Raw genomic sequence first — 17319 nt, 5'->3', positions numbered from 1 at the left:
CCGGGGGTTGAATTGGAAAGCGCGCCAATTCTCGGCGAAAAAGAAGGCCGCCCGGAGGCGGCCTTCGTATCTCCTCAACAGGGGAGGGCTCAGAAGCCGCCCATTCCGCCGCCGGCCGGCATCGCGGGGGCCGCGTCCTTCTTCGGCAGCTCGGCAACCATGGCTTCGGTGGTCACCAGCAGGCCGGCCACTGAGGAGGCGTCCTGCAGCGCGGTGCGCACCACCTTGGCGGGGTCGATGATCCCCTTCTCAACCATGTCGACATACTGTTCGGTCTGGGCGTCGAAACCAAAGGTCTCGGACTTGTTCTCCAGGATCTTGCCGACCACGACGGAGCCTTCGAGGCCCGCGTTCTCGGAGATCTGGCGAACCGGGGCTTCCAGCGCCTTCAGCACGATGTTGATGCCGGCCTGGACGTCGGCATTGGTGTTCGTGATGCGGCCCACCGCCTTCTTGGCGCGCAGCAGCGCAACGCCGCCGCCGGGGACGATGCCTTCCTGCACCGCGGCGCGGGTGGCGTTGAGCGCGTCCTCGACACGGTCCTTCTTCTCCTTGACCTCGATCTCGGTCGCGCCGCCGACGCGGATCACCGCGACGCCGCCTGCGAGCTTGGCGAGGCGCTCCTGGAGCTTCTCACGGTCGTAGTCCGAGGTGGTCTCCTCGATCTGCGCCTTGATCTGGCCGACGCGGGCCTCGATGTCGGGCTTCTTGCCGGCGCCGTTGACGATCGTGGTGTTCTCCTTGTCGATCACCACCTTCTTGGCCCGGCCGAGCATCTTCACGGTGACGTTCTCGAGCTTGATGCCGAGTTCTTCCGAGATGAGCTGGCCGCCGGTGAGGATCGCGATGTCCTCGAGCATCGCCTTGCGGCGGTCGCCGAAGCCCGGCGCCTTGACGGCGGCAACCTTGAGGCCGCCGCGGAGGCGGTTGACGACCAGCGTCGCCAGGGCCTCGCCCTCGACGTCCTCGGCGATGATGACGAGCGGCTTGCCCGACTGCACCACGGCTTCCAGCACCGGCAGCATGGCCTGCAGGCCGGAGAGCTTCTTCTCGTGCAGGAGGATGTAGGCGTCCTCGAGCTCGGCGGTCATCTTCTCGGCGTTGGTCACGAAGTAGGGCGACAGATAGCCGCGGTCGAACTTCATGCCCTCGACGATGTCCACTTCGGTGTCGAGCGACTTGTTCTCTTCGACGGTGATGACGCCCTCGTTGCCGACCTTCTGCATCGCCTGGGCGATCATCTTGCCGATGGCGGTGTCGCCGTTGGCCGAGATGGTGCCGACCTGGGCAACCTCGGAGGAGGCGGCAACGGGCTTGGCGCGCTTCTCGATGTCCTTGACCACGGCCGCGACCGCGGAGTCGATGCCGCGCTTGAGGTCCATCGGGTTCATGCCGGCGGCAACCGCCTTGGCGCCTTCGCGCACGATGGCCTGGGCCAGCACGGTCGCGGTGGTGGTGCCGTCGCCGGCGAGGTCGTTGGTCTTGGAGGCGACCTCACGCACCATCTGGGCGCCCATGTTCTCGAACTTGTCCTCGAGCTCGATCTCCTTGGCGACGGTGACGCCGTCCTTGGTGATGCGGGGCGCGCCGAAGCTCTTTTCGATGACGACGTTGCGGCCTTTCGGGCCGAGCGTCACCTTGACGGCGTTGGCGAGAATGTCGACGCCGCGCAGCATGCGATCGCGCGCGTCTCCGGAAAACTTGACCTCTTTGGCAGCCATTATGAAAACTCCTGGAATGATTGGATACGGTTGGTTGCCGTCACCGCCGGCTCTCCTTCCCCTCTCCCCTTGTGGGAGAGGGTGGACGCGATGCGAAGCATCGCGGACGGGTGAGGGGTCTGTCTCCGCGGATGGAGACCCCTCATCCGGCGCGCTTTGCGCGCCACCTTCTCCCACAAGGGGAGAAGGGAAGAAGAGGAGTGCTCCGACAACCGGCTTGCGACGGCGGTTGGCTGATGGCCTTAGGCCAGCACACCCATGATGTCCGACTCCTTCATGATCAGGAGCTCTTCATTGTCGATCTTGACCTCGGTGCCGGACCACTTGCCGAACAGCACGCGGTCGCCGACCTTGAGGTCGATCGGGATCAGCTTGCCGGCCTCGTCACGGCCACCGGGGCCGACGGCGACGACTTCACCCTGGGACGGCTTTTCCTTGGCGGTGTCCGGAATGATGATGCCGCCCTTGGACTTTTCCTCGGCATCGATACGTTTGACCACGACACGGTCATGCAGCGGACGAAATTTGGATTTAGCCATGACGTTTCCCTTTGGAAGGCTCGCTTCGGAATCAGCGGAAGTGGGTGGGGGCCGCGCCCTCGTCCGACCTCTCGGGATCGAACGGCACGCTTAGCAATCTGCCTTTCGGAGTGCTAATAGGGGCCCGGGAATATGGCTTGGCTTCGATCCTGTCAAGCAAAGGTGGTTAAGCGATTGGTGATGCGGATATAGGATGGTGTGGGAGAAACTCATTCGGGGCCGCCGACGTAATATACGACGTCATTGCTCCGACAGCGGTTTTGCGCTTGGCTGCCGGGAGGAGTGCGGCCAGTTCTGTGTTGAGACGGGTTTAGTTCGGGGGAATGCCATGATCAGTTCAGCTCACGCGCGGACGGTTGCCAATCTGGCCGCCGCCTCGGCCCTGGCGCTGCTGCTGGGCGCCTGCGGAGGCGGCATGAGCCTGCCGTCGTTCTCGTCCGCGCCGCCGCCCGACGCCGAACCGGGCGTGGCCCCGGAAATGCCTGCGACAATCCGGGCCGACGAGATCGTCGGCCGTTGGGGTCTCGCCTCGTTCCAAAACCCCGCCGACCGGGCCCGCACCGAGGCGGCTGCGCGTGCGCAGTGCAAAAACCCCTACGTGATCAGCGCCGGCTCGTCCGGCGGCGTGATCATGCATCTCGCCGACCAGGCCACCCCGCAGGAACTGCGGCTCAAGGGCTCGCCGAGCGGCAAGAACTATATCGGGCCCGCCGGTCCGACCCCCAGCGAGCAGGATCGCGAGATCGTCTCCTTTGACGGCCGCGTCCTGATCACCCGCTTCATCGACAAGGACGCCGCCACCCGCTACGGCAACATGGTCTACGTCCGCTGCGCGCCAAGGGCGTGATCTCTCACCTTCGTCATTCCGGGCTGGTCCGAAGGACCAGACCCGGAATCTCGAGATTCCGGGTTCGGTCCTGCGGACCGCCCCGGAATGACATCAACAACTAGCCCCAAAAACAAAAAAACGCCGGCTCGCGCCAGCGTTTTGCTTGATCCCTCTGTCGCGGCCGCTCAGTCGAACAGCGCGTCGATGTCGTCCTGCGAGGCGTGGCCGACGTCGCCGGCGAGCTTGGGGCCGTTGAGCAGCTTGGAGTCCTCGTCGCGGGTGTCGACGATCGGCGTGGCATGCGCCTTGATCGCGTCGACGCCGCCCCAGATTTCCATCATCGCATTGATGTGCTGCTCGATGAACTTCATCGTGTTCATCACCTTGCTGATGCGCTGGCCGGTCAGGTCCTGGAAGTTGCAGGCCTCGAAGATCGAGATCACACGTTCCTGGATGTCGTCGGCAAGGCGCTTCTGCTGGTCGACCGAATCCACCTTGGAGAGGGCGCTCGCCGACTGGTCGATCGACTCGGCCGCTTCGAGGATCTGCTGGGTGGCCTGTTCGGTGCCGCCGACGACGGCGCCGAGCTCGCCATTGACCTTGGCCATCTCGCCGCCGTCAAAGCTCTTGCCGTGCAGCGTCGCGATCTCGCGCTTGGTGCGGTTGATGGCGTCGTGAATGAGGTCGAGCTCGACCTTGAGCTTCTCGCATTGTTCGATCTGGGCGCGGTAGGTTTCCAGCATCGCGCGCGTGTCGGCGACTTCCTGCGCCACGACGGCTTCGGTCGAGGCCGGCGAAGCGTGCGCGCCAGCGCTGTGACCGTTCCTCGCCATCTGGGCGCGGATCGCGCGCAACTCGGCCATGATTTCACTATGCATCGGAGCAGACTCGTCGGTCATTTCGGGAATTTGCATCTCGCCGACGATACCTTCCTCGACGCGAAAACGTTTGCGGTGAACAGCCATTCTGTACTCCCCCCACCTCACTCACGCGCCTTTGTAGACAGAAGCGATTTAACACGAAGTTCACGCGAGGAACTGTCGCGCAACTGCTTCCGATTGCGCGAAAACCTGCGGTTAACCATGCGGGAGCGCCGTTCACCGAAAATAAACGCTAGTCGCCAAATCCCGCGTCCGTTGACGACGTGGTGAATCAAAACGCCTGATACGTTTACCAAACGAAGCGGCTTTTGATTTTAAGTGGCCTGGTCGCGAGGGCGGATCGGTGAAGCGCCGGTCGCGACGAACGACACAGACGAAACAGTACAGAGTACGTCGATGTTCAAGAAAATGTCCGTCGCGCTGCTTGGCGGCGCGTGCACCCTCGTTGCCGGCGTCGATCCGGCTTCCGCGATCGACACCGCTAGCCCCTCCGAGCTGACCGCAATCTACGTGCGCGAGCCGCAAGCCCAGCCGGTGCGCGTTGCCTCCAACGAGCGCGCGGGCATGGGCGGCGGCTTCATCGAGTTCCTGTTCGGCGACCGGCCGCAGGGTCAGGCCTATTATCCGCAGCAGCAGCCGATGTATCAGCAGCAGCCGGCCTATTACGACCAGCGGCATCTGCCGCCGATGGGCCAGCCGCAGATGCAGGGCGTGCCGCAGGAAGAGGCGCTCGATCCGCGCCAGCGCCCGTTCGATCCGAAGTTCGAGAAGCAGCTCGTCGACTATCACGGCAACGAAGGCAGCGGCACCGTCGTCGTCGATACGCCGAACAAGTTCCTCTATCTGGTGCAGGGAGGCGGCAAGGCGATGCGTTACGGCATCGGCGTCGGGCGTCCCGGCTTCACCTGGTCCGGCGTGAAGACGATCTCCGCCAAACGCGAATGGCCGGCCTGGACGCCGCCCCCCGAAATGCTGGCGCGCCGTCCCGATCTGCCGCGGCACATGGAAGGCGGGCCGGAAAATCCGCTCGGCGCGCGCGCGATGTATCTGGGCTCATCGCTCTACCGCATCCACGGCTCCAACGAGCCCTGGACCATCGGCACCAACGTCTCCTCCGGCTGCATCCGCATGCGCAATGAGGACGTCATCGACCTCTACGGCCGCGTCAATGTCGGCACCAGGGTCGTGGTGATGTGAGGACCCGCGGGCGTCGGTGATGCCGCGGATGTGAGCAATCGTGAAGGAGCGGTAGATTGGTGTGGTGAGGGCCGAGGCCTAGCTACGCATGGCAACTCAACTTGGAGCAATGCGAATGCGTACGATCTTGGCTTTGGGTATTCTCGTTGCCCTAACCGCCTCGGCCAGTGCGGGGACGGTGCAACATCGGCGGCACGTCGCCCCTGCCGCCCAGAACTTCGCTCCCCAGCTCACGCCGCGTGCGGCTGAAGGTTATGCCTATGTTCCTCGCCCGGTCCCGTACTCGGCGCCGACCGGGTACAGCAATCCCTACCAGAACTGGGGCGGCTGACCGCAGCAAGGTCTCTCGATACAAAAACGGCCGCCCATTGGGCGGCCTGGACGACGCCCCCGGAACTTCTCCTTCGGCTGCATCCGCGTGCGCAACGAGGACGTCATAGACCTCTACGGCCGCGTCAATGACGGTACCTCGGCCGTAGGGGTGTGAGGCGTCAAGCACGCGATGCGAACCGTCAACTTTGCGCGCTGAGCGGCTCGCGATGTGAGGCATCGAACTTGTCGCGTGCCGCCGGTTTGCGGCGGACCGCGGCCACTACGATCTACGCTGGCCGACGGTGCCGAGACGAGGGGCGACGGAGCAGCGATGCCCGCGTGATGAATGAGAATGCAGTGCGCGAGCGGAGCGCTTCAATCGCCGCGCAGATAGCTCAGCCTCCCTGACGCGTTCATGAAGTCCCTCCAACTCGTGCAACTCGGTGATGAGATGCGTCGTCACGTCGGTGAAGGTTGCAATGCGCTGCTGAAGTGGACTCATTTTCAAGACCTCGACTATAGCCTAGAGAGGCAACCACATGGGTGTGTAGCAAGAGCAACGTGTTCTTCCAGTTGAACACCCATGTCCGAATTTAGAAATCCGGGAGTCTACGGCCACGTGTATCGAAGCGCGATTTCGCTCTTCATGATGAACTCAGACCCGTCTGCGCTGGACGATCCAACGATCACATTAGTCATACTATACTCGAAAGGTTCCGCGGGCGATGTGCAGCGGCAGTGAAGGCGTTTGAGCTATTGACGTAAAATGAAACGGCCGCCGAAGAGGCGGCCGTTTCGCATCTACTGGACGAATTGGTCACGCGTAGTCGCTGCCGCCGTCGTCCCCGCCGTCGAAATCGCTGTCGTCATTGTCGAAGCCATCATCGTCGTCGTTCTGGTCATCGTTCGACGCCTGGTCGAAATAGCCCTGACGCGAGTCTTGTTGCGGCTCGTCGCGACGGCTGGAGCCGACGTCGTTGAGGCCGGCATCGCGGGCCAGCGAACCGCCGGACTGGTCACCGCTCCACGGGCTGGCGCTGCGGTCGCTCAAGGCGTTGGTGTCGCCGAAGGCCTGCTGGTGCGACCCGCCCATCATGTTTCGGATACTAGAGAGCAACAGCGAGCCGCCGACCACGCCGGCCGCGGCTGCCGCCGCCGTGCCCAGGAACGAGCCGCCGCCACCGCCGACCGGCGGGGCGCCATAACCCTGACCATAGGGCTGGCCGGGCGGCTGCATCTGCTGCATCGCCTGGCCCGAGTTCCAGACCGGGCGGCTGTCGCGCGGCGGCACGTTCGGGACCGAGCCACGCGAGGACCCGCCACCAAACAGCGTGTCGCGCATCGAATCCAGGAACCCGCCGGACTGGGCTTGCCCGGGCCCATGCGCCGCCTCCAACTCCTGGATGCGGGCATCGGCGCGCTTGAGCGCTTCGTCCTGCAGCAGCACGGTCTGCACCAGCGCGTAGACGGCGCCCGGGGCCTTGCGCAGGCCGTCGGACATGGCGGCGACTGCGTCGGGATCGCGCGGTGCATTCTCCAGTTTCGAAAGCCGGTCGAAAAGCTCGTCAACGAGCTGGCGTTCCTGCGGCGTCATCTTGTCTCTCCATCGCGCGAACCAAGCGCGCCGAAGATGTAAGGTTCCAATGTGGCGTCAACAGAGGGGCGCGGATTAAATTTCGGTATGCGACAAGTTGCGCGGCACCCTTTTCATCCCAAGGTGACGTTGCTTTCCGCGAGCAGGCGCGCGAACGCCTCGCCCGCGAGGAAGGCGTGCTCGCGCTCGCGGACGTCGGTCATGGGGTCGAGGCCGCGCAAGACGTCGTCGACGAAGCCGGGATGGCACATGACGAGACCGCCTTCCGGCAGCCCCGCGATGAACGTGCGCATCAGCTCGCCGAAATCCGCCTTGCGGGTGAAGTCATAGGCGCCGGCGAAGGCCGGATTGACGGCAAGCCCGGCCGCGCCCGCGCGCTTGCGGAACTGCGCGCTCAGGACATCCAGCAGCAGCGCTTTCGGCGACGCCAGCCGGCTGGCCAAGGGCAGGTTGCGGCCGCCCTGGCGCACCCAGGCCTTCGGTGCGGCTTCGCGCACGGCATCGATGAAACCGTCGCGAACCTGCGGATAGAGCTGCGCATGCTGATGGCCGTCGACGAAATCGGGCGCGCGCCCGAATGCCCGCGCGAAGGCCGCAAGCTGGGTGGCGATCTCGGCGCGAAAGATCTCGTTGTCGAGCCGGCGTGCAAGGGACGCGCGCAACAGCTTTGGAAAGCTCAGGAACATGTCGCCGTCGAGTGGGCGGAAATGCATGGTCACGGGGCGGAACGGCGCGGTCAGCGTGACGTGCAGGCCGATCGCGCAGCGCGGGCTTTGCTTCGCTGCCGCCTGGAGCGCTTCGATCTCGCCGCGGTCGATCGCCGCGCCAAGCATCATGACAGAGGTGGCGTTGAGGCGGCCGCGCTCGATGAGGTCGCGGATGCCGCGGTTGACGCCGGGGCTGATGCCGTAGTCGTCGGCGCAGAGCCAGATCCGCCGCGGCGCCGCCGCCGCGTTCATTCGGCCGCCGTCCGGCTGGAGGCGTCGTCGGCCTTGTCGGTCTCGAACTGCTTCTCGCTGTGCTCGGCGACGAAGTAGATCGGACGCGCCTTCAGCTCGGACAGGATCTTGCCGATATATTCGCCGACGATACCGATCATGATGAGTTGCACGCCGCCGATCGTCATCAGACCGACCACGAGCGAGGGATAGCCGGGCACCTGCTTGCCGGTCGTGAAGACCTCCCAGAGGATGGAGAGGCCGAACAGGAAGGCGACGCCGGCGAGGATCACGCCGAGCAGGCTGGCGAATCGCAACGGCGCCACCGAGAACGAGGTCAGGCCTTCGATCGACAGGCCGAGCAGCCGCGTGGCGTTGAAGGTGGTCACGCCATGGGCGCGCGGGGCCGGCTCATAATCGACGCGGATCTGGCGGAAGCCGATCCAGCTTGCCAGCCCCTTGAAAAAGCGGTTGCGCTCGGGCAGCTGCCGGAGCGCGGCGACCGCACGCGGCGACAGCAGGCGGAAGTCGCCGGCGTCCTCCGGAATCTTCTGCCGTGCGCCCCAGTTGATCAGGGCATAGAAGCCGTGCACGGCCTGGCGCCGCAGGAACGACTCGTTGTCGCGATGCGCCTTGGCGGTATAGACGACGTCATAGCCGTCCTCGATCCAGTGCTTGACGAGCTGCTCGACGAGGGCGGGCGGATGCTGTCCGTCGCCGTCCATGAACATGACGGCACCGCGCCTGGCGTGGTCGAGGCCCGCCATCAGCGCGGCCTCCTTGCCGAAATTGCGCGACAGCGACACGATCTGCACATCGATCGTGTCGGCGGGCAGGGCGCGGGCGATCGCAAGCGTCGTGTCCGCGCTGCCGTCGTCGACATAGACGACCTCGCAAGGCAGGCGGTAGCGCTGCCGCAAGGTCTTTGCGAGCTCGCACAGCCGCTGGTGCAGCGAGGCCAGCCCCGCCGCCTCGTTGTAGACGGGAACGACAATCGACAGCCCCTTCGCCGCGGCGCTCGCCGCTGTCGTGGTCAGGCTGGAAACGTCAGTGCCCAAATTCATAGTTCAAGGTCCAGATCATCCATTGAACAGCATACGGTAGCTGCTCGTACCTGTCGCTATGCTGAACGGCCCCAAGGAATCTTTAAGGGATTCTTACGGCTTACCGCCGCAGGAACGCCTCGAGCCTCGCGAACAGCGGGTTCTCGCGGTCGAACACGTAATCGAGCGAAACCACCGAGACCGTTTCGGCGCCATGATCGCGCAGGAAGCTGCCGAGCGCATAGAGCTTTGACGGCGGGCAGTGCAGCGTCAGCATGCCTGACGAGGTCGGCCCCCCGAACGGGGCGACCACGCCGAACCGGCTGTGGGCCTCGGTGAGCAGGGCGGCATCGCATTCCCGGAAGCGGGTCCGGACCTCGCGGTATTTGTTGGCCCGTGCCCGCGCCGCGATGTGATCCAGGATGACGCGCGCGGCTTCCCGCGGCCCCTCCGACCAGTCGGCGTCCTTGGAGGCGACCAGATTGGCCTGGCTGCGCAGCATCACGCCGTCGTCCAATACCTTCAGCCCGTTGGCCGCGAGCGTCGCGCCCGTCGTGGTGATGTCGACGATCAGCTCGGCGGTGCCGACGGCAGGCGCGCCTTCGGTCGCGCCGGCGCTCTCGACGATGCGGTAGTCGACGATGCCGTGGCTCGAGAAGAACGAGCGGGTCAGGTTGATGTACTTGGTCGCAACGCGCATCCGCCGGTGATGCTGCTCGCGAAAACCTGTCGTGACGTCGTCGAGGTCCGCCATGGTGCGGACGTCGATCCAGGCCTGCGGCACCGCGACGACGACGTTGGCGTGGCCGAAGCCGAGCCCGTCGATCAGGGTGACGCGCTTGTCGGCGTTCTGAATGTTCTCGCGCACCAGATCTTCGCCGGTGACGCCGAAATGCACCATGCCGCGGGCGAGCTGCGCTGCGATCTCGCTCGCCGAGAGATAGGCGACCTCGACATTGTCCATGCCTGCGATGGTGCCGCGATAGTCGCGGGCGCCGCCGGACTTCGACAGCGTCAGGCCCGCGCGCGCGAAAAAGGCTTCGGCGTTTTCCTGCAGGCGGCCCTTGGAGGGAACGGCCAGAACGAATGGCGCGCTCATGACTTTACGCTCCCACCTTGCGGCCGATCCGCCTCAGCACATCGACCCAGACCGAAAAGCCGACCGCGGGGATCGGCGCCGCTGCGCCGAGTTGCGTCATCAGCCCGTCATAGCGGCCGCCGGCCACCAGCGGCTCGACGCCATTGCCCCGGTGATGCACCTCGAATTCGAAGCCGGTGTAGTAGTCGAGCCCGCGGCCGAACGAGGTGGAGAAGCGCGTCTCCTTCACGTCGATGCCGCGCGCGGCCATGAAGCCGACGCGGCTTTCGAACTGGTCGATCGCTGCGGAGATGTCGAGCTTCGTCTCTGCGGCAAGCGTGCGCAGCTCGGCGACCGCATCGTCCGGATTGCCTGAGATCGCGAGGAAGCGCTTCAGCACTGTGAGTGCCTCGCGCGGCAGCGCGCCGCCCTTCAGCGTCGATTGCTCGAGGAAGCGATCGGCGATTTCGGCGGTGGTGCGGCCGCCGACATTGGTGGTGCCGGCGATCGACATCAGGTCGGTGACGAGCGCCAGCGCAGCCTTGCGGTCGGAGCCGGCGAGCGCGGCCAGCACGCCTTCATATTCGTTGCGGGTACCGGCGGTCGCGACCGAGAGCCGCTCCAGATCCTGCTCCAGGCTGATCTTGCGGTTGAAATCCTTGGTCAGCCGGCGCCGCCACACGGGAAAGAGATCCAGCGCGTCGATCAGGGCGTTGAAGAGCGCCACGTCGCCGGTGCGGATCTCGACGTCGCGCACGCCGAACGCGGAGGTCGCTTCCAGCGCCAGCGCCAGCATCTCGGCGTCAGCGGCGGCACGGTCCTGCCGGCCGAAGGATTCGATGCCGGCCTGAAGGAACTCGCTCGGGCGGCCGCCGCGGTAGCGAAACACCGGGCCGAGATAGCTGAACCCTGCCGGCTGGCCGGCGTGGCCGGAGGCGAGGTAGTCGCGTGCGACGGGAATGGTCAGGTCCGGGCGCAGGCAGAGCTCTTCGCCGGTCAGGTCCGTCGTGAGGTAGAGGCTCTTGCGGATGTCCTCGCCGGAGAGGTCGAGGAACGGCTCGGCCGGCTGCAGGATCGCGGGCTCGGCCCTGACGTAACCGGCCTGCGCGAACGACAACAGCAGCGTATCCGCCCAGGCGGCGGAGCCGGCAGCATTTGAGGTGGCAGTCGCGGTCATAGCGAGGTCCGGTTTCCCGGTGGAACCGGGGGAAGGGAAGGGCTTGTTGGCGCTGCCCTTAGCATGGCCCGTGGGAGGTTTCGACCTCCATTGGGCCAATGGCTTAACGATGGGCCAACGCGTTTTGGCCGCCCCAATCGCCGAGCGCCGCCTGCACCAGCGCCAGCGCGGCCACGGCGGCGGTGTCGGCCCGCAAAATCCGCGGTCCCAGCGCGAGGCGCAGGATGTGCGGCTGGCGAAGCAGCAGCGCGCGTTCCTCCTCGGCAAAGCCGCCCTCCGGGCCGATCAGCACGTCGATACCGCGCGCCGCCTCGCGCGCGCCTTGCAGGGCCGCGATGGGATTGTCGGTGTCCGCCGCTTCGTCGCAGAACACCAGCAGGCGGCTTGCGGCGCGCTGGCCGAGGTAGCGCTCCAGGGCCAGGGGCTCGGCGACCTCCGCAAGGCTCAAAATGCCGCATTGCTCGGCCGCCTCGATCACGTTGGCGCGCATGCGCTCGCTATTGACGCGGCTCGCCTGCGTGTAACGCGTCAGCACCGGCTGCAGCACCGAGGCGCCCATCTCCACGGCCTTCTGGACCATGTAATCGAGCCTGGCGTGCTTGAGCGGTGCGAAGACATAGGCGAGGTCGATCAGGCCGTCCTGCGGGCGGGTCTGCTTCAGGATCACGAGACTGTCGGGTCGCTTGCGGCCGTCGATCGCAGCCTGCCATTCGCCGTCGCGGCCGTTGAAGGCGAGGATAGGGTCACCCGCGCCGAGCCTCAGCACGTTGCCGAGATAGTTGCTCTGGTCGCGGTCGAGCGCCACCCGCGCCTCGGGCGCAAGCGCGGCATCGACGAACAGGCGGGGGGCACGAAAATCGTGGGAAGGCATGGAGGAGGAGTCCAATTCGCGGCGTTCTTAGCCGAAAGCGGGTCTTTCCGGGGTAAAAATTGGTTCCATGACATGTTCCGGCGCCGCGCTCCTGCCAAATTCCATCGTTTGGTGAGGATCGGAATGAAGCGTTAGGGCGCGACAGGCTGGCGGAGACGCCCAGTCCGTGCATCCTGCCGGAGATACAGCCTTGATGATCCGTAGCCCGATGATTCCGATCGCTGCTGCTATCATGGCCTTGGCTGCTTGTGCTGCCAATGCGCAAGGTGCGTTTCCCGCGCCGCTGCCCGGCCAGTCCTCCGCTCCGCCCGTCAGTTCGCCCATCCCACTGGGCAACGGTTCGACCTCGGCCACCCGGCCGATCCAATCGGGGCCCGCCGAACAGTGCATGAAGAGTTTTGAAACTCTGCGCGAAGAGGCGGAAAGGCGCGGCAACTTGATCAAGGCGGCGGGTGATCGCCACGCCCCGCCCGATGAGGCATGCGACTTGATACGCAGTTTCGGTCAGGCCCAGCTCAACATGGTCGAATATGTCGAGACCAACACCGCCCAATGTGGAATCCCGGCGGACGTCGGCAAGCAGTTGAAGGCCCTCTACGAGAGCACCGCGGCCATGCGAACGAGGGTCTGCAACGTGGCGCAACAGATGCAGCAGCGTGACCGCGACGGTCCGCGGCGGTTGCCGGCGCCAGTCGCCCCGGACCCGGCTCCAGCCGCCCCGGATCCTGCGCCGGGTTGATCTTGCGGCTGAAATCCTTGATCTGCGTCGTTCTTAACCGAAAGTAGCTGTTTTGGGGTAAATGTTGCCCCCAGCGTGCGTCCGAGCGCCGCGCTCTTGCCCAATTCGACGGGTTGTTAAGGGCCGGCAGGAATCGTAAAAACACGAAATGGTCGGTCGCGCTTCAATTGGGAAGATGCCGAGCCCGTTGGCCCTGCCGGAGAAACAGCCTTGATGATCCGTCGTTTGATGGTTCCGATCACTGTCGCCATGGTGACCATGGGCGCTGCTGCGGCCTATGGCCAGAGCGCGTTTCCCGCGCCGCTGCCCGGACAGGCCGCAGCACCCGCCAGCAGTTCTCCGTTCCCGCCGATCAACGGTGCCGCGCCATCTGCTTCGGTCGGCGCGCCGCAATCTGCCTTTCCGAGCAGCGGCGCAGCTCCGATCGGCGGCGCCGGTGCTTTCAGCGCGGCCCCGCCGAGCCAGTCCGGCCCTGGCGAGCAGTGCATGAAGGGCTTTCTGCCGTTGCGCGAGGAAGCCGAGAAGCGCGGCAAGGCGATCAAGGCGGCGAGCGACCGGCACGCGCCGCCGGACGAGGCCTGCAAGCTGATCGGCAATTTCTCGCAGGCTGAGACCAAGATGCTCAAATTCGTCGAGGCCAATTCCGCCAAATGCGGAATCCCGCCGCAGGTCGCCGAGCAGCTCAAGGCCGGACACAAGAATACCGAAGGCATGATGGCCAAGGTCTGCAACGTGGCGCAGCAGATGAAGCAGGCGCGGCCTGCCGGCCCGTCGCTGAGCGAGGTCATCGGATCGGGGTCGGCCCCTGAAGCCAATACCGGCAAGAAGGGCGGCAGCACCTTCGATACGCTCAACGGCAACGTCCTGACCCGATGAGTGTTGGTAGCGCCCGCGTTGCCGATTCTACCGGCAACTGGGTCGATACCCGCGCGCCGGAATGGTCGCGGCCTTACTTGCGCATCTCACGCTACGATCGTCCAATCGGCTCCTGGCTTTTGCTGATGCCGTGCTGGTGGTCGGCGGCGCTCGCCGCCGGCATGGCGCATGACGTCAGCCGGCTGCCGCTCACCATCGTGCTGTTCCTGATCGGCGCCTTCGTCATGCGCGGCGCCGGCTGCGCCTGGAACGACATCACCGATCGCGAGCTCGACGCCAGGGTCGAGCGTACGCGCTCGCGGCCGCTGCCTGCAGGGCAGGTGAGCGTGAAGCAGGCGCTGGCCTTTCTGGTCGTGCAGGCGCTGATCGGCCTGATCGTGCTGCTGCAATTCAACCGCTTCGCGGTGGCGACCGGCATCGCCTCGCTGGTGATCGTTGCGATCTATCCCTTCATGAAGCGCGTCACCTGGTGGCCGCAGGCCTTCCTCGGGCTCGCCTTCTCCTGGGGCGCCTTGATGGGATTTGCCGTCACCTTCGGCCGGATCGATATCACCGCGCTCGTGCTCTATGCCGGCGCCATCGCCTGGGTGATCGGCTACGACACGATCTATGCGCATCAGGACGCCGAGGACGACGCGCTGATCGGCGTCAAGTCCACGGCGCGCCTGTTCGGCGCGCACACGCATCAGGCGCTGATCATGTTCTATGGGCTTGCGGTGATGCTGATCGGCGTGGCGCTGGCATCAAGCGATGCGCGCTGGCCGGCCTGGCTCGGGCTCGCGGCGTTTGCATTGCATCTGGCCTGGCAGATCAAGCGCCTGCGGATCGACGATCCCGCGCTCTGCCTGCGGCTGTTCAAGTCGAACAAGCATGCCGGGTTGCTGCTGTTTGCGGGATTGCTTGCCGACGCGGTGCTGCGGGCGGGCTAGAGCCTTTTCCGTTCCGATGGAATCGGAACGGAAGCTCTAGATTCTTGTTTTGACGCGTTTTCTTGAACGCGAACCGGTGTCCACTTCGCTGGAAAACGCTCTAGCGGCGCGATGGAATTAAGCTCGATGTAGCCACGCACGCGGTGCGCGCTTCCTCTCCCGCTCGACTGCTTATCGTTAGCCAATCCTTAAACAATGCGTACCCGTCGGCCCCTCTTTGCTGTAGGGGCGCTTGCTGTCGTCCGAAACCGGCAGGTGGCACTGTGATCCGCTGGCATCCCGGCGAGTGTGTCTGAGCAGCAATAGTCGATGCGGCGAAAGCTCCCTATCAACGTTCCCAACGTTGAAGTGATTTTGCTTCGTCCATTGGAAGTGTTTGCCATGAGAACCACCCTCGCAGCCGCGGCTGCTCTTTTCGCCACCACGGTGGCAGGCTCTGCGGCGGATCTCGCTCCGGTCTACACAAAAGCTCCGGCGGCAATCTACAGTTGGACGGGCTTCTACATCGGCGGCAATCTCGGCGGCGGCATGGCTTCGTCGCACTTCGACGATCCCTGCATCTACTGTTCATCCGCGACACCGACGCGCGGCTTTTTCACCGGCGGCGCGCAGATCGGCTACAACTACCAGTTCGGGAGAGGCCTGGTCGGCATCGAAGCCGACGTAAACGGCAACAGCGACTTCAAGGGCTCCGTCCTCGGAGGCGACGACAGCAGAGCCATGACTGTCACCAGCAAGGCCGATGTCAGCGGAACGATCCGGGCCCGCGCCGGTCTCGTTATCGACAACGCTTTGGTTTACGCGACTGGCGGCGCCGCTTGGGCCGATGTCAAGCAAACCGGGATCGAATTCAATAATGTGGCTGCCAGCCCGACCTTCGGTGCTCCGACAGGAGTTACCGCCAACCGCAGTGGCGTGCTCTGGGGCGGCGTGATCGGAGCGGGTGTCGAGTTCGCCTTGGCCAACAACTGGATTGTTGGCGCCGAATATCTTCACACAATGTACCAGGACCGTGACGCCAACATTGTAACTGCTGCTGGCGCCAATGGATGTGGTGCATCCCGCCCCGCGGCCAATTGCGTCATCCGCGACCAACTGACGACCGACGTCGCACGTGTCAGGCTCAGCTACAAATTTGGCGATCCCGTCCCGGTCTCGACCGACGCCTATGGCAGCGCCGGCCCGCGCTATGCAAAGGCTCCGGCGGTGGCTTCGGTCTATAGCTGGACGGGCTTCTACATCGGCGGCAATGCCGGCGGAGGCATGGCCTCGTCCCGCTTCGATGATCCCTGCTTCTATTGCTCGTCCGCAATGCCCACGGGCGGCTTTTTCACCGGCGGTGGGCAGATCGGCTACAATTACCAGTTCGGGAGCGGCCTGGTCGGCATCGAAGCCGACGTGAACGGCAACGGCGACTTCAAGGGGTCCGTTCTCGGAGGCGGTGAGACCAGAGCAATGACTGTCACCACCAAGGCGGACGTCAGCGGAACGATCCGGGCGCGCAGCGGTGTCGTTATCGACAATGCCTTGGTCTACGTGACCGGCGGCGCTGCCTGGGCAAACGTCCAGCAGACCGGGGTTGAATTTTTCAACAATCCTCTCGGTGCGACCTTCGGTGCTCCGACCGGCGTCACCGCCAACCGCAGCGGCACGCTCTGGGGTGGCGTGATCGGAGCAGGTGTTGAGTTCGCCCTGAACTCGAACTGGATCATTGGCGCCGAATACCTTCACACCGTCTATGAAGATCGTGACGCGAACATCGTCCTTGCCAACGGCACCAATGCTTGTGGCGGCCGCCCCGCGACCAATTGCGTCATTCGCAACCAGCTGACGACCGACGTCGCTCGCGCCAGGCTCAGCTACAAGTTCGGTGACCCGGCACCGACTTCTCCGGCGATGGCGCCGGTGGCTGCGGCCTACAATTGGACGGGCTTCTACATCGGCGGCAACGCCGGCGGTGGAATGGCGGCGTCGCACTTCGACGATCCCTGCTATTATTGCTCCACCGCGACGCCCACGCGCGGCTTCTTCACCGGCGGCGCTCAGGTCGGCTACAATTATCAGTTCGGCAGAGGTCTGGTCGGTATTGAAGCTGATGTGAATGGTAACAGCGGGTTCAAAGAGTCCGTCCTCGGTGGCGATGACATTTTCGCCATGAATGTTGCAGCCAAGGCAGATGTCAGCGGAACGATCCGGGCCCGCGCCGGCCTGGTCGTCAACAATGCGTTGGCCTACGTGACCGGCGGCGCTGCCTGGGCAGACGTCCAGCAAACCGGGGTCGAATTCAACAATCTTGCGTCGCCAGCCTTTGGCACGCCCACCGGAGTTACGGCCAACCGCAGCGGCGTACTCTGGGGCGGCGTGATCGGCGCGGGTGTGGAGTACGCCCTGAGCCCGAACTGGATCGTTGGCGGCGAATTCCTGCACACGATGTATCAGGATCGTGACGCTAACATCACCCTCGCCAATGGCGCGAATCTTTGTACCTCCAACCCGGCAAGCAATTGCGTGGTCCGCAATCATCTGACGACCGATGTCGCGCGCCTCAGGGTCAGCTACAAGTTCGGACAATAAAGCGGCTGCGCGATCGCGTCT

Annotated in this window: 15 protein-coding genes and 1 pseudogene; 7 read left to right on the top strand and 9 right to left on the bottom strand. The window is 64.8% G+C overall.

Annotated features, from left to right (window positions below):
- Nucleotides 1-89 precede the first annotated feature (89 nt).
- Together groL and KUF59_RS37080 are read right to left on the bottom strand one after the other, a co-directional pair.
- A complete protein-coding gene (groL, locus tag KUF59_RS37085; protein ID WP_212460476.1) occupies nucleotides 90-1721 on the bottom strand; it encodes a chaperonin GroEL in 1632 nt (543 codons plus the stop codon).
- A 242-nt stretch (nucleotides 1722-1963) separates the two neighbouring features.
- Nucleotides 1964-2260, bottom strand: coding sequence for a co-chaperone GroES (locus tag KUF59_RS37080; RefSeq protein WP_212400446.1), 297 nt, complete (start codon nucleotides 2258-2260; stop codon nucleotides 1964-1966).
- Between the two features lie 328 nt (nucleotides 2261-2588).
- Here KUF59_RS37080 and KUF59_RS37075 point away from each other — a divergent pair, with 328 nt between their 5' ends.
- Entirely contained in the window at nucleotides 2589-3107 is a 519-nt protein-coding gene (locus KUF59_RS37075; protein ID WP_212460477.1) for a hypothetical protein, read from the top strand.
- Between the two features lie 167 nt (nucleotides 3108-3274).
- On the opposite strand, the gene KUF59_RS37070 is transcribed toward KUF59_RS37075, so the two are convergent.
- Complete coding sequence (locus KUF59_RS37070) at nucleotides 3275-4054, bottom strand: protein phosphatase CheZ (RefSeq protein WP_212460478.1); 780 nt, start codon at nucleotides 4052-4054, stop codon at nucleotides 3275-3277.
- A 312-nt stretch (nucleotides 4055-4366) separates the two neighbouring features.
- On the opposite strand from KUF59_RS37070, the gene KUF59_RS37065 reads away from it, so the two are divergent.
- Together KUF59_RS37065 and KUF59_RS37060 are read left to right on the top strand one after the other, a co-directional pair.
- Nucleotides 4367-5167, top strand: a complete 801-nt coding sequence (locus tag KUF59_RS37065; RefSeq protein ID WP_212460479.1) for a L,D-transpeptidase — start codon at nucleotides 4367-4369, stop codon at nucleotides 5165-5167.
- Nucleotides 5168-5561: 394 nt separating this feature from the next.
- Nucleotides 5562-5654 (top strand): annotated as a pseudogene (locus KUF59_RS37060) (L,D-transpeptidase family protein); the annotation flags it as partial.
- Nucleotides 5655-6296: 642 nt separating this feature from the next.
- On the opposite strand, the gene KUF59_RS37055 reads toward KUF59_RS37060, so the two are convergent.
- The 6 genes from KUF59_RS37055 to KUF59_RS37030 all read right to left on the bottom strand — a co-directional run bounded on the left by KUF59_RS37055 (nucleotide 6297) and on the right by KUF59_RS37030 (nucleotide 12180).
- Nucleotides 6297-7073, bottom strand: a complete 777-nt coding sequence (locus KUF59_RS37055) for a DUF2076 domain-containing protein (RefSeq protein WP_212460480.1) — start codon at nucleotides 7071-7073, stop codon at nucleotides 6297-6299.
- Nucleotides 7074-7186: 113 nt separating this feature from the next.
- Nucleotides 7187-8032, bottom strand: coding sequence for a ChbG/HpnK family deacetylase (locus KUF59_RS37050; RefSeq protein ID WP_212460481.1), 846 nt, complete (start codon nucleotides 8030-8032; stop codon nucleotides 7187-7189).
- Nucleotides 8029-9075, bottom strand: a complete 1047-nt coding sequence (locus tag KUF59_RS37045) for a glycosyltransferase family 2 protein (RefSeq protein ID WP_212460482.1) — start codon at nucleotides 9073-9075, stop codon at nucleotides 8029-8031. The genes KUF59_RS37050 and KUF59_RS37045 overlap by 4 nt, the downstream gene beginning before the upstream one ends.
- A 100-nt stretch (nucleotides 9076-9175) precedes the next feature.
- A complete protein-coding gene (hisG, locus tag KUF59_RS37040) occupies nucleotides 9176-10153 on the bottom strand; it encodes an ATP phosphoribosyltransferase (protein ID WP_212460483.1) in 978 nt (325 codons plus the stop codon).
- A 4-nt stretch (nucleotides 10154-10157) separates the two neighbouring features.
- Nucleotides 10158-11309 carry an ATP phosphoribosyltransferase regulatory subunit gene (locus tag KUF59_RS37035; RefSeq protein WP_212460484.1) on the bottom strand — a complete coding sequence of 384 codons (1152 nt, stop codon included), beginning with the start codon at nucleotides 11307-11309 and terminating at the stop codon, nucleotides 10158-10160.
- Nucleotides 11310-11412: 103 nt separating this feature from the next.
- Nucleotides 11413-12180 (bottom strand): 16S rRNA (uracil(1498)-N(3))-methyltransferase, encoded by a 768-nt coding sequence (locus KUF59_RS37030; RefSeq protein ID WP_212460485.1) that lies wholly within the window; start codon nucleotides 12178-12180, stop codon nucleotides 11413-11415.
- A 193-nt stretch (nucleotides 12181-12373) separates the two neighbouring features.
- On the opposite strand from KUF59_RS37030, the gene KUF59_RS37025 reads away from it, so the two are divergent.
- From KUF59_RS37025 to KUF59_RS37010, 4 genes are all read left to right on the top strand, one after another.
- Complete coding sequence (locus KUF59_RS37025) at nucleotides 12374-12919, top strand: hypothetical protein (protein WP_249140567.1); 546 nt, start codon at nucleotides 12374-12376, stop codon at nucleotides 12917-12919.
- Nucleotides 12920-13132: 213 nt separating this feature from the next.
- Complete coding sequence (locus KUF59_RS37020; protein WP_212460519.1) at nucleotides 13133-13795, top strand: hypothetical protein; 663 nt, start codon at nucleotides 13133-13135, stop codon at nucleotides 13793-13795.
- Complete coding sequence (gene ubiA, locus KUF59_RS37015; RefSeq protein WP_212460487.1) at nucleotides 13792-14724, top strand: 4-hydroxybenzoate octaprenyltransferase; 933 nt, start codon at nucleotides 13792-13794, stop codon at nucleotides 14722-14724. Before KUF59_RS37020 ends, ubiA begins: the two co-directional genes overlap by 4 nt.
- 381 nt (nucleotides 14725-15105) lie before the next feature.
- Nucleotides 15106-17298, top strand: a complete 2193-nt coding sequence (locus KUF59_RS37010; RefSeq protein ID WP_258767857.1) for an outer membrane protein — start codon at nucleotides 15106-15108, stop codon at nucleotides 17296-17298.
- Nucleotides 17299-17319 lie beyond the last annotated feature (21 nt).

Origin of the sequence: Bradyrhizobium arachidis, from assembly GCF_024758505.1 — a bacterium.
Classification (GTDB): Bacteria; Pseudomonadota; Alphaproteobacteria; order Rhizobiales; family Xanthobacteraceae; genus Bradyrhizobium; species Bradyrhizobium manausense_C.
Note: the sequence above shows the minus strand (reverse complement) of the source record. Positions and strands in the feature narration are given on the sequence as shown.

What these genes read in the sequence shown, in the direction of transcription:
- KUF59_RS37070 (WP_212460478.1), bottom strand. Translation starts at nt 4,054, where the DNA reads ATGGCTGTTCACCGCAAACGTTTTCGCGTCGAGGAAGGTATCGTCGGC.
- groL (WP_212460476.1), bottom strand. Translation starts at nt 1,721, where the DNA reads ATGGCTGCCAAAGAGGTCAAGTTTTCCGGAGACGCGCGCGATCGCATG.
- KUF59_RS37020 (WP_212460519.1), top strand. Translation starts at nt 13,133, where the DNA reads ATGATCCGTCGTTTGATGGTTCCGATCACTGTCGCCATGGTGACCATG.
- KUF59_RS37050 (WP_212460481.1), bottom strand. Translation starts at nt 8,032, where the DNA reads ATGAACGCGGCGGCGGCGCCGCGGCGGATCTGGCTCTGCGCCGACGAC.
- KUF59_RS37065 (WP_212460479.1), top strand. Translation starts at nt 4,367, where the DNA reads ATGTTCAAGAAAATGTCCGTCGCGCTGCTTGGCGGCGCGTGCACCCTC.
- KUF59_RS37010 (WP_258767857.1), top strand. Translation starts at nt 15,106, where the DNA reads ATGAGAACCACCCTCGCAGCCGCGGCTGCTCTTTTCGCCACCACGGTG.
- KUF59_RS37030 (WP_212460485.1), bottom strand. Translation starts at nt 12,180, where the DNA reads ATGCCTTCCCACGATTTTCGTGCCCCCCGCCTGTTCGTCGATGCCGCG.
- KUF59_RS37055 (WP_212460480.1), bottom strand. Translation starts at nt 7,073, where the DNA reads ATGACGCCGCAGGAACGCCAGCTCGTTGACGAGCTTTTCGACCGGCTT.
- KUF59_RS37075 (WP_212460477.1), top strand. Translation starts at nt 2,589, where the DNA reads ATGATCAGTTCAGCTCACGCGCGGACGGTTGCCAATCTGGCCGCCGCC.
- ubiA (WP_212460487.1), top strand. Translation starts at nt 13,792, where the DNA reads ATGAGTGTTGGTAGCGCCCGCGTTGCCGATTCTACCGGCAACTGGGTC.
- KUF59_RS37035 (WP_212460484.1), bottom strand. Translation starts at nt 11,309, where the DNA reads ATGACCGCGACTGCCACCTCAAATGCTGCCGGCTCCGCCGCCTGGGCG.
- KUF59_RS37025 (WP_249140567.1), top strand. Translation starts at nt 12,374, where the DNA reads ATGATCCGTAGCCCGATGATTCCGATCGCTGCTGCTATCATGGCCTTG.
- KUF59_RS37080 (WP_212400446.1), bottom strand. Translation starts at nt 2,260, where the DNA reads ATGGCTAAATCCAAATTTCGTCCGCTGCATGACCGTGTCGTGGTCAAA.
- hisG (WP_212460483.1), bottom strand. Translation starts at nt 10,153, where the DNA reads ATGAGCGCGCCATTCGTTCTGGCCGTTCCCTCCAAGGGCCGCCTGCAG.
- KUF59_RS37045 (WP_212460482.1), bottom strand. Translation starts at nt 9,075, where the DNA reads ATGAATTTGGGCACTGACGTTTCCAGCCTGACCACGACAGCGGCGAGC.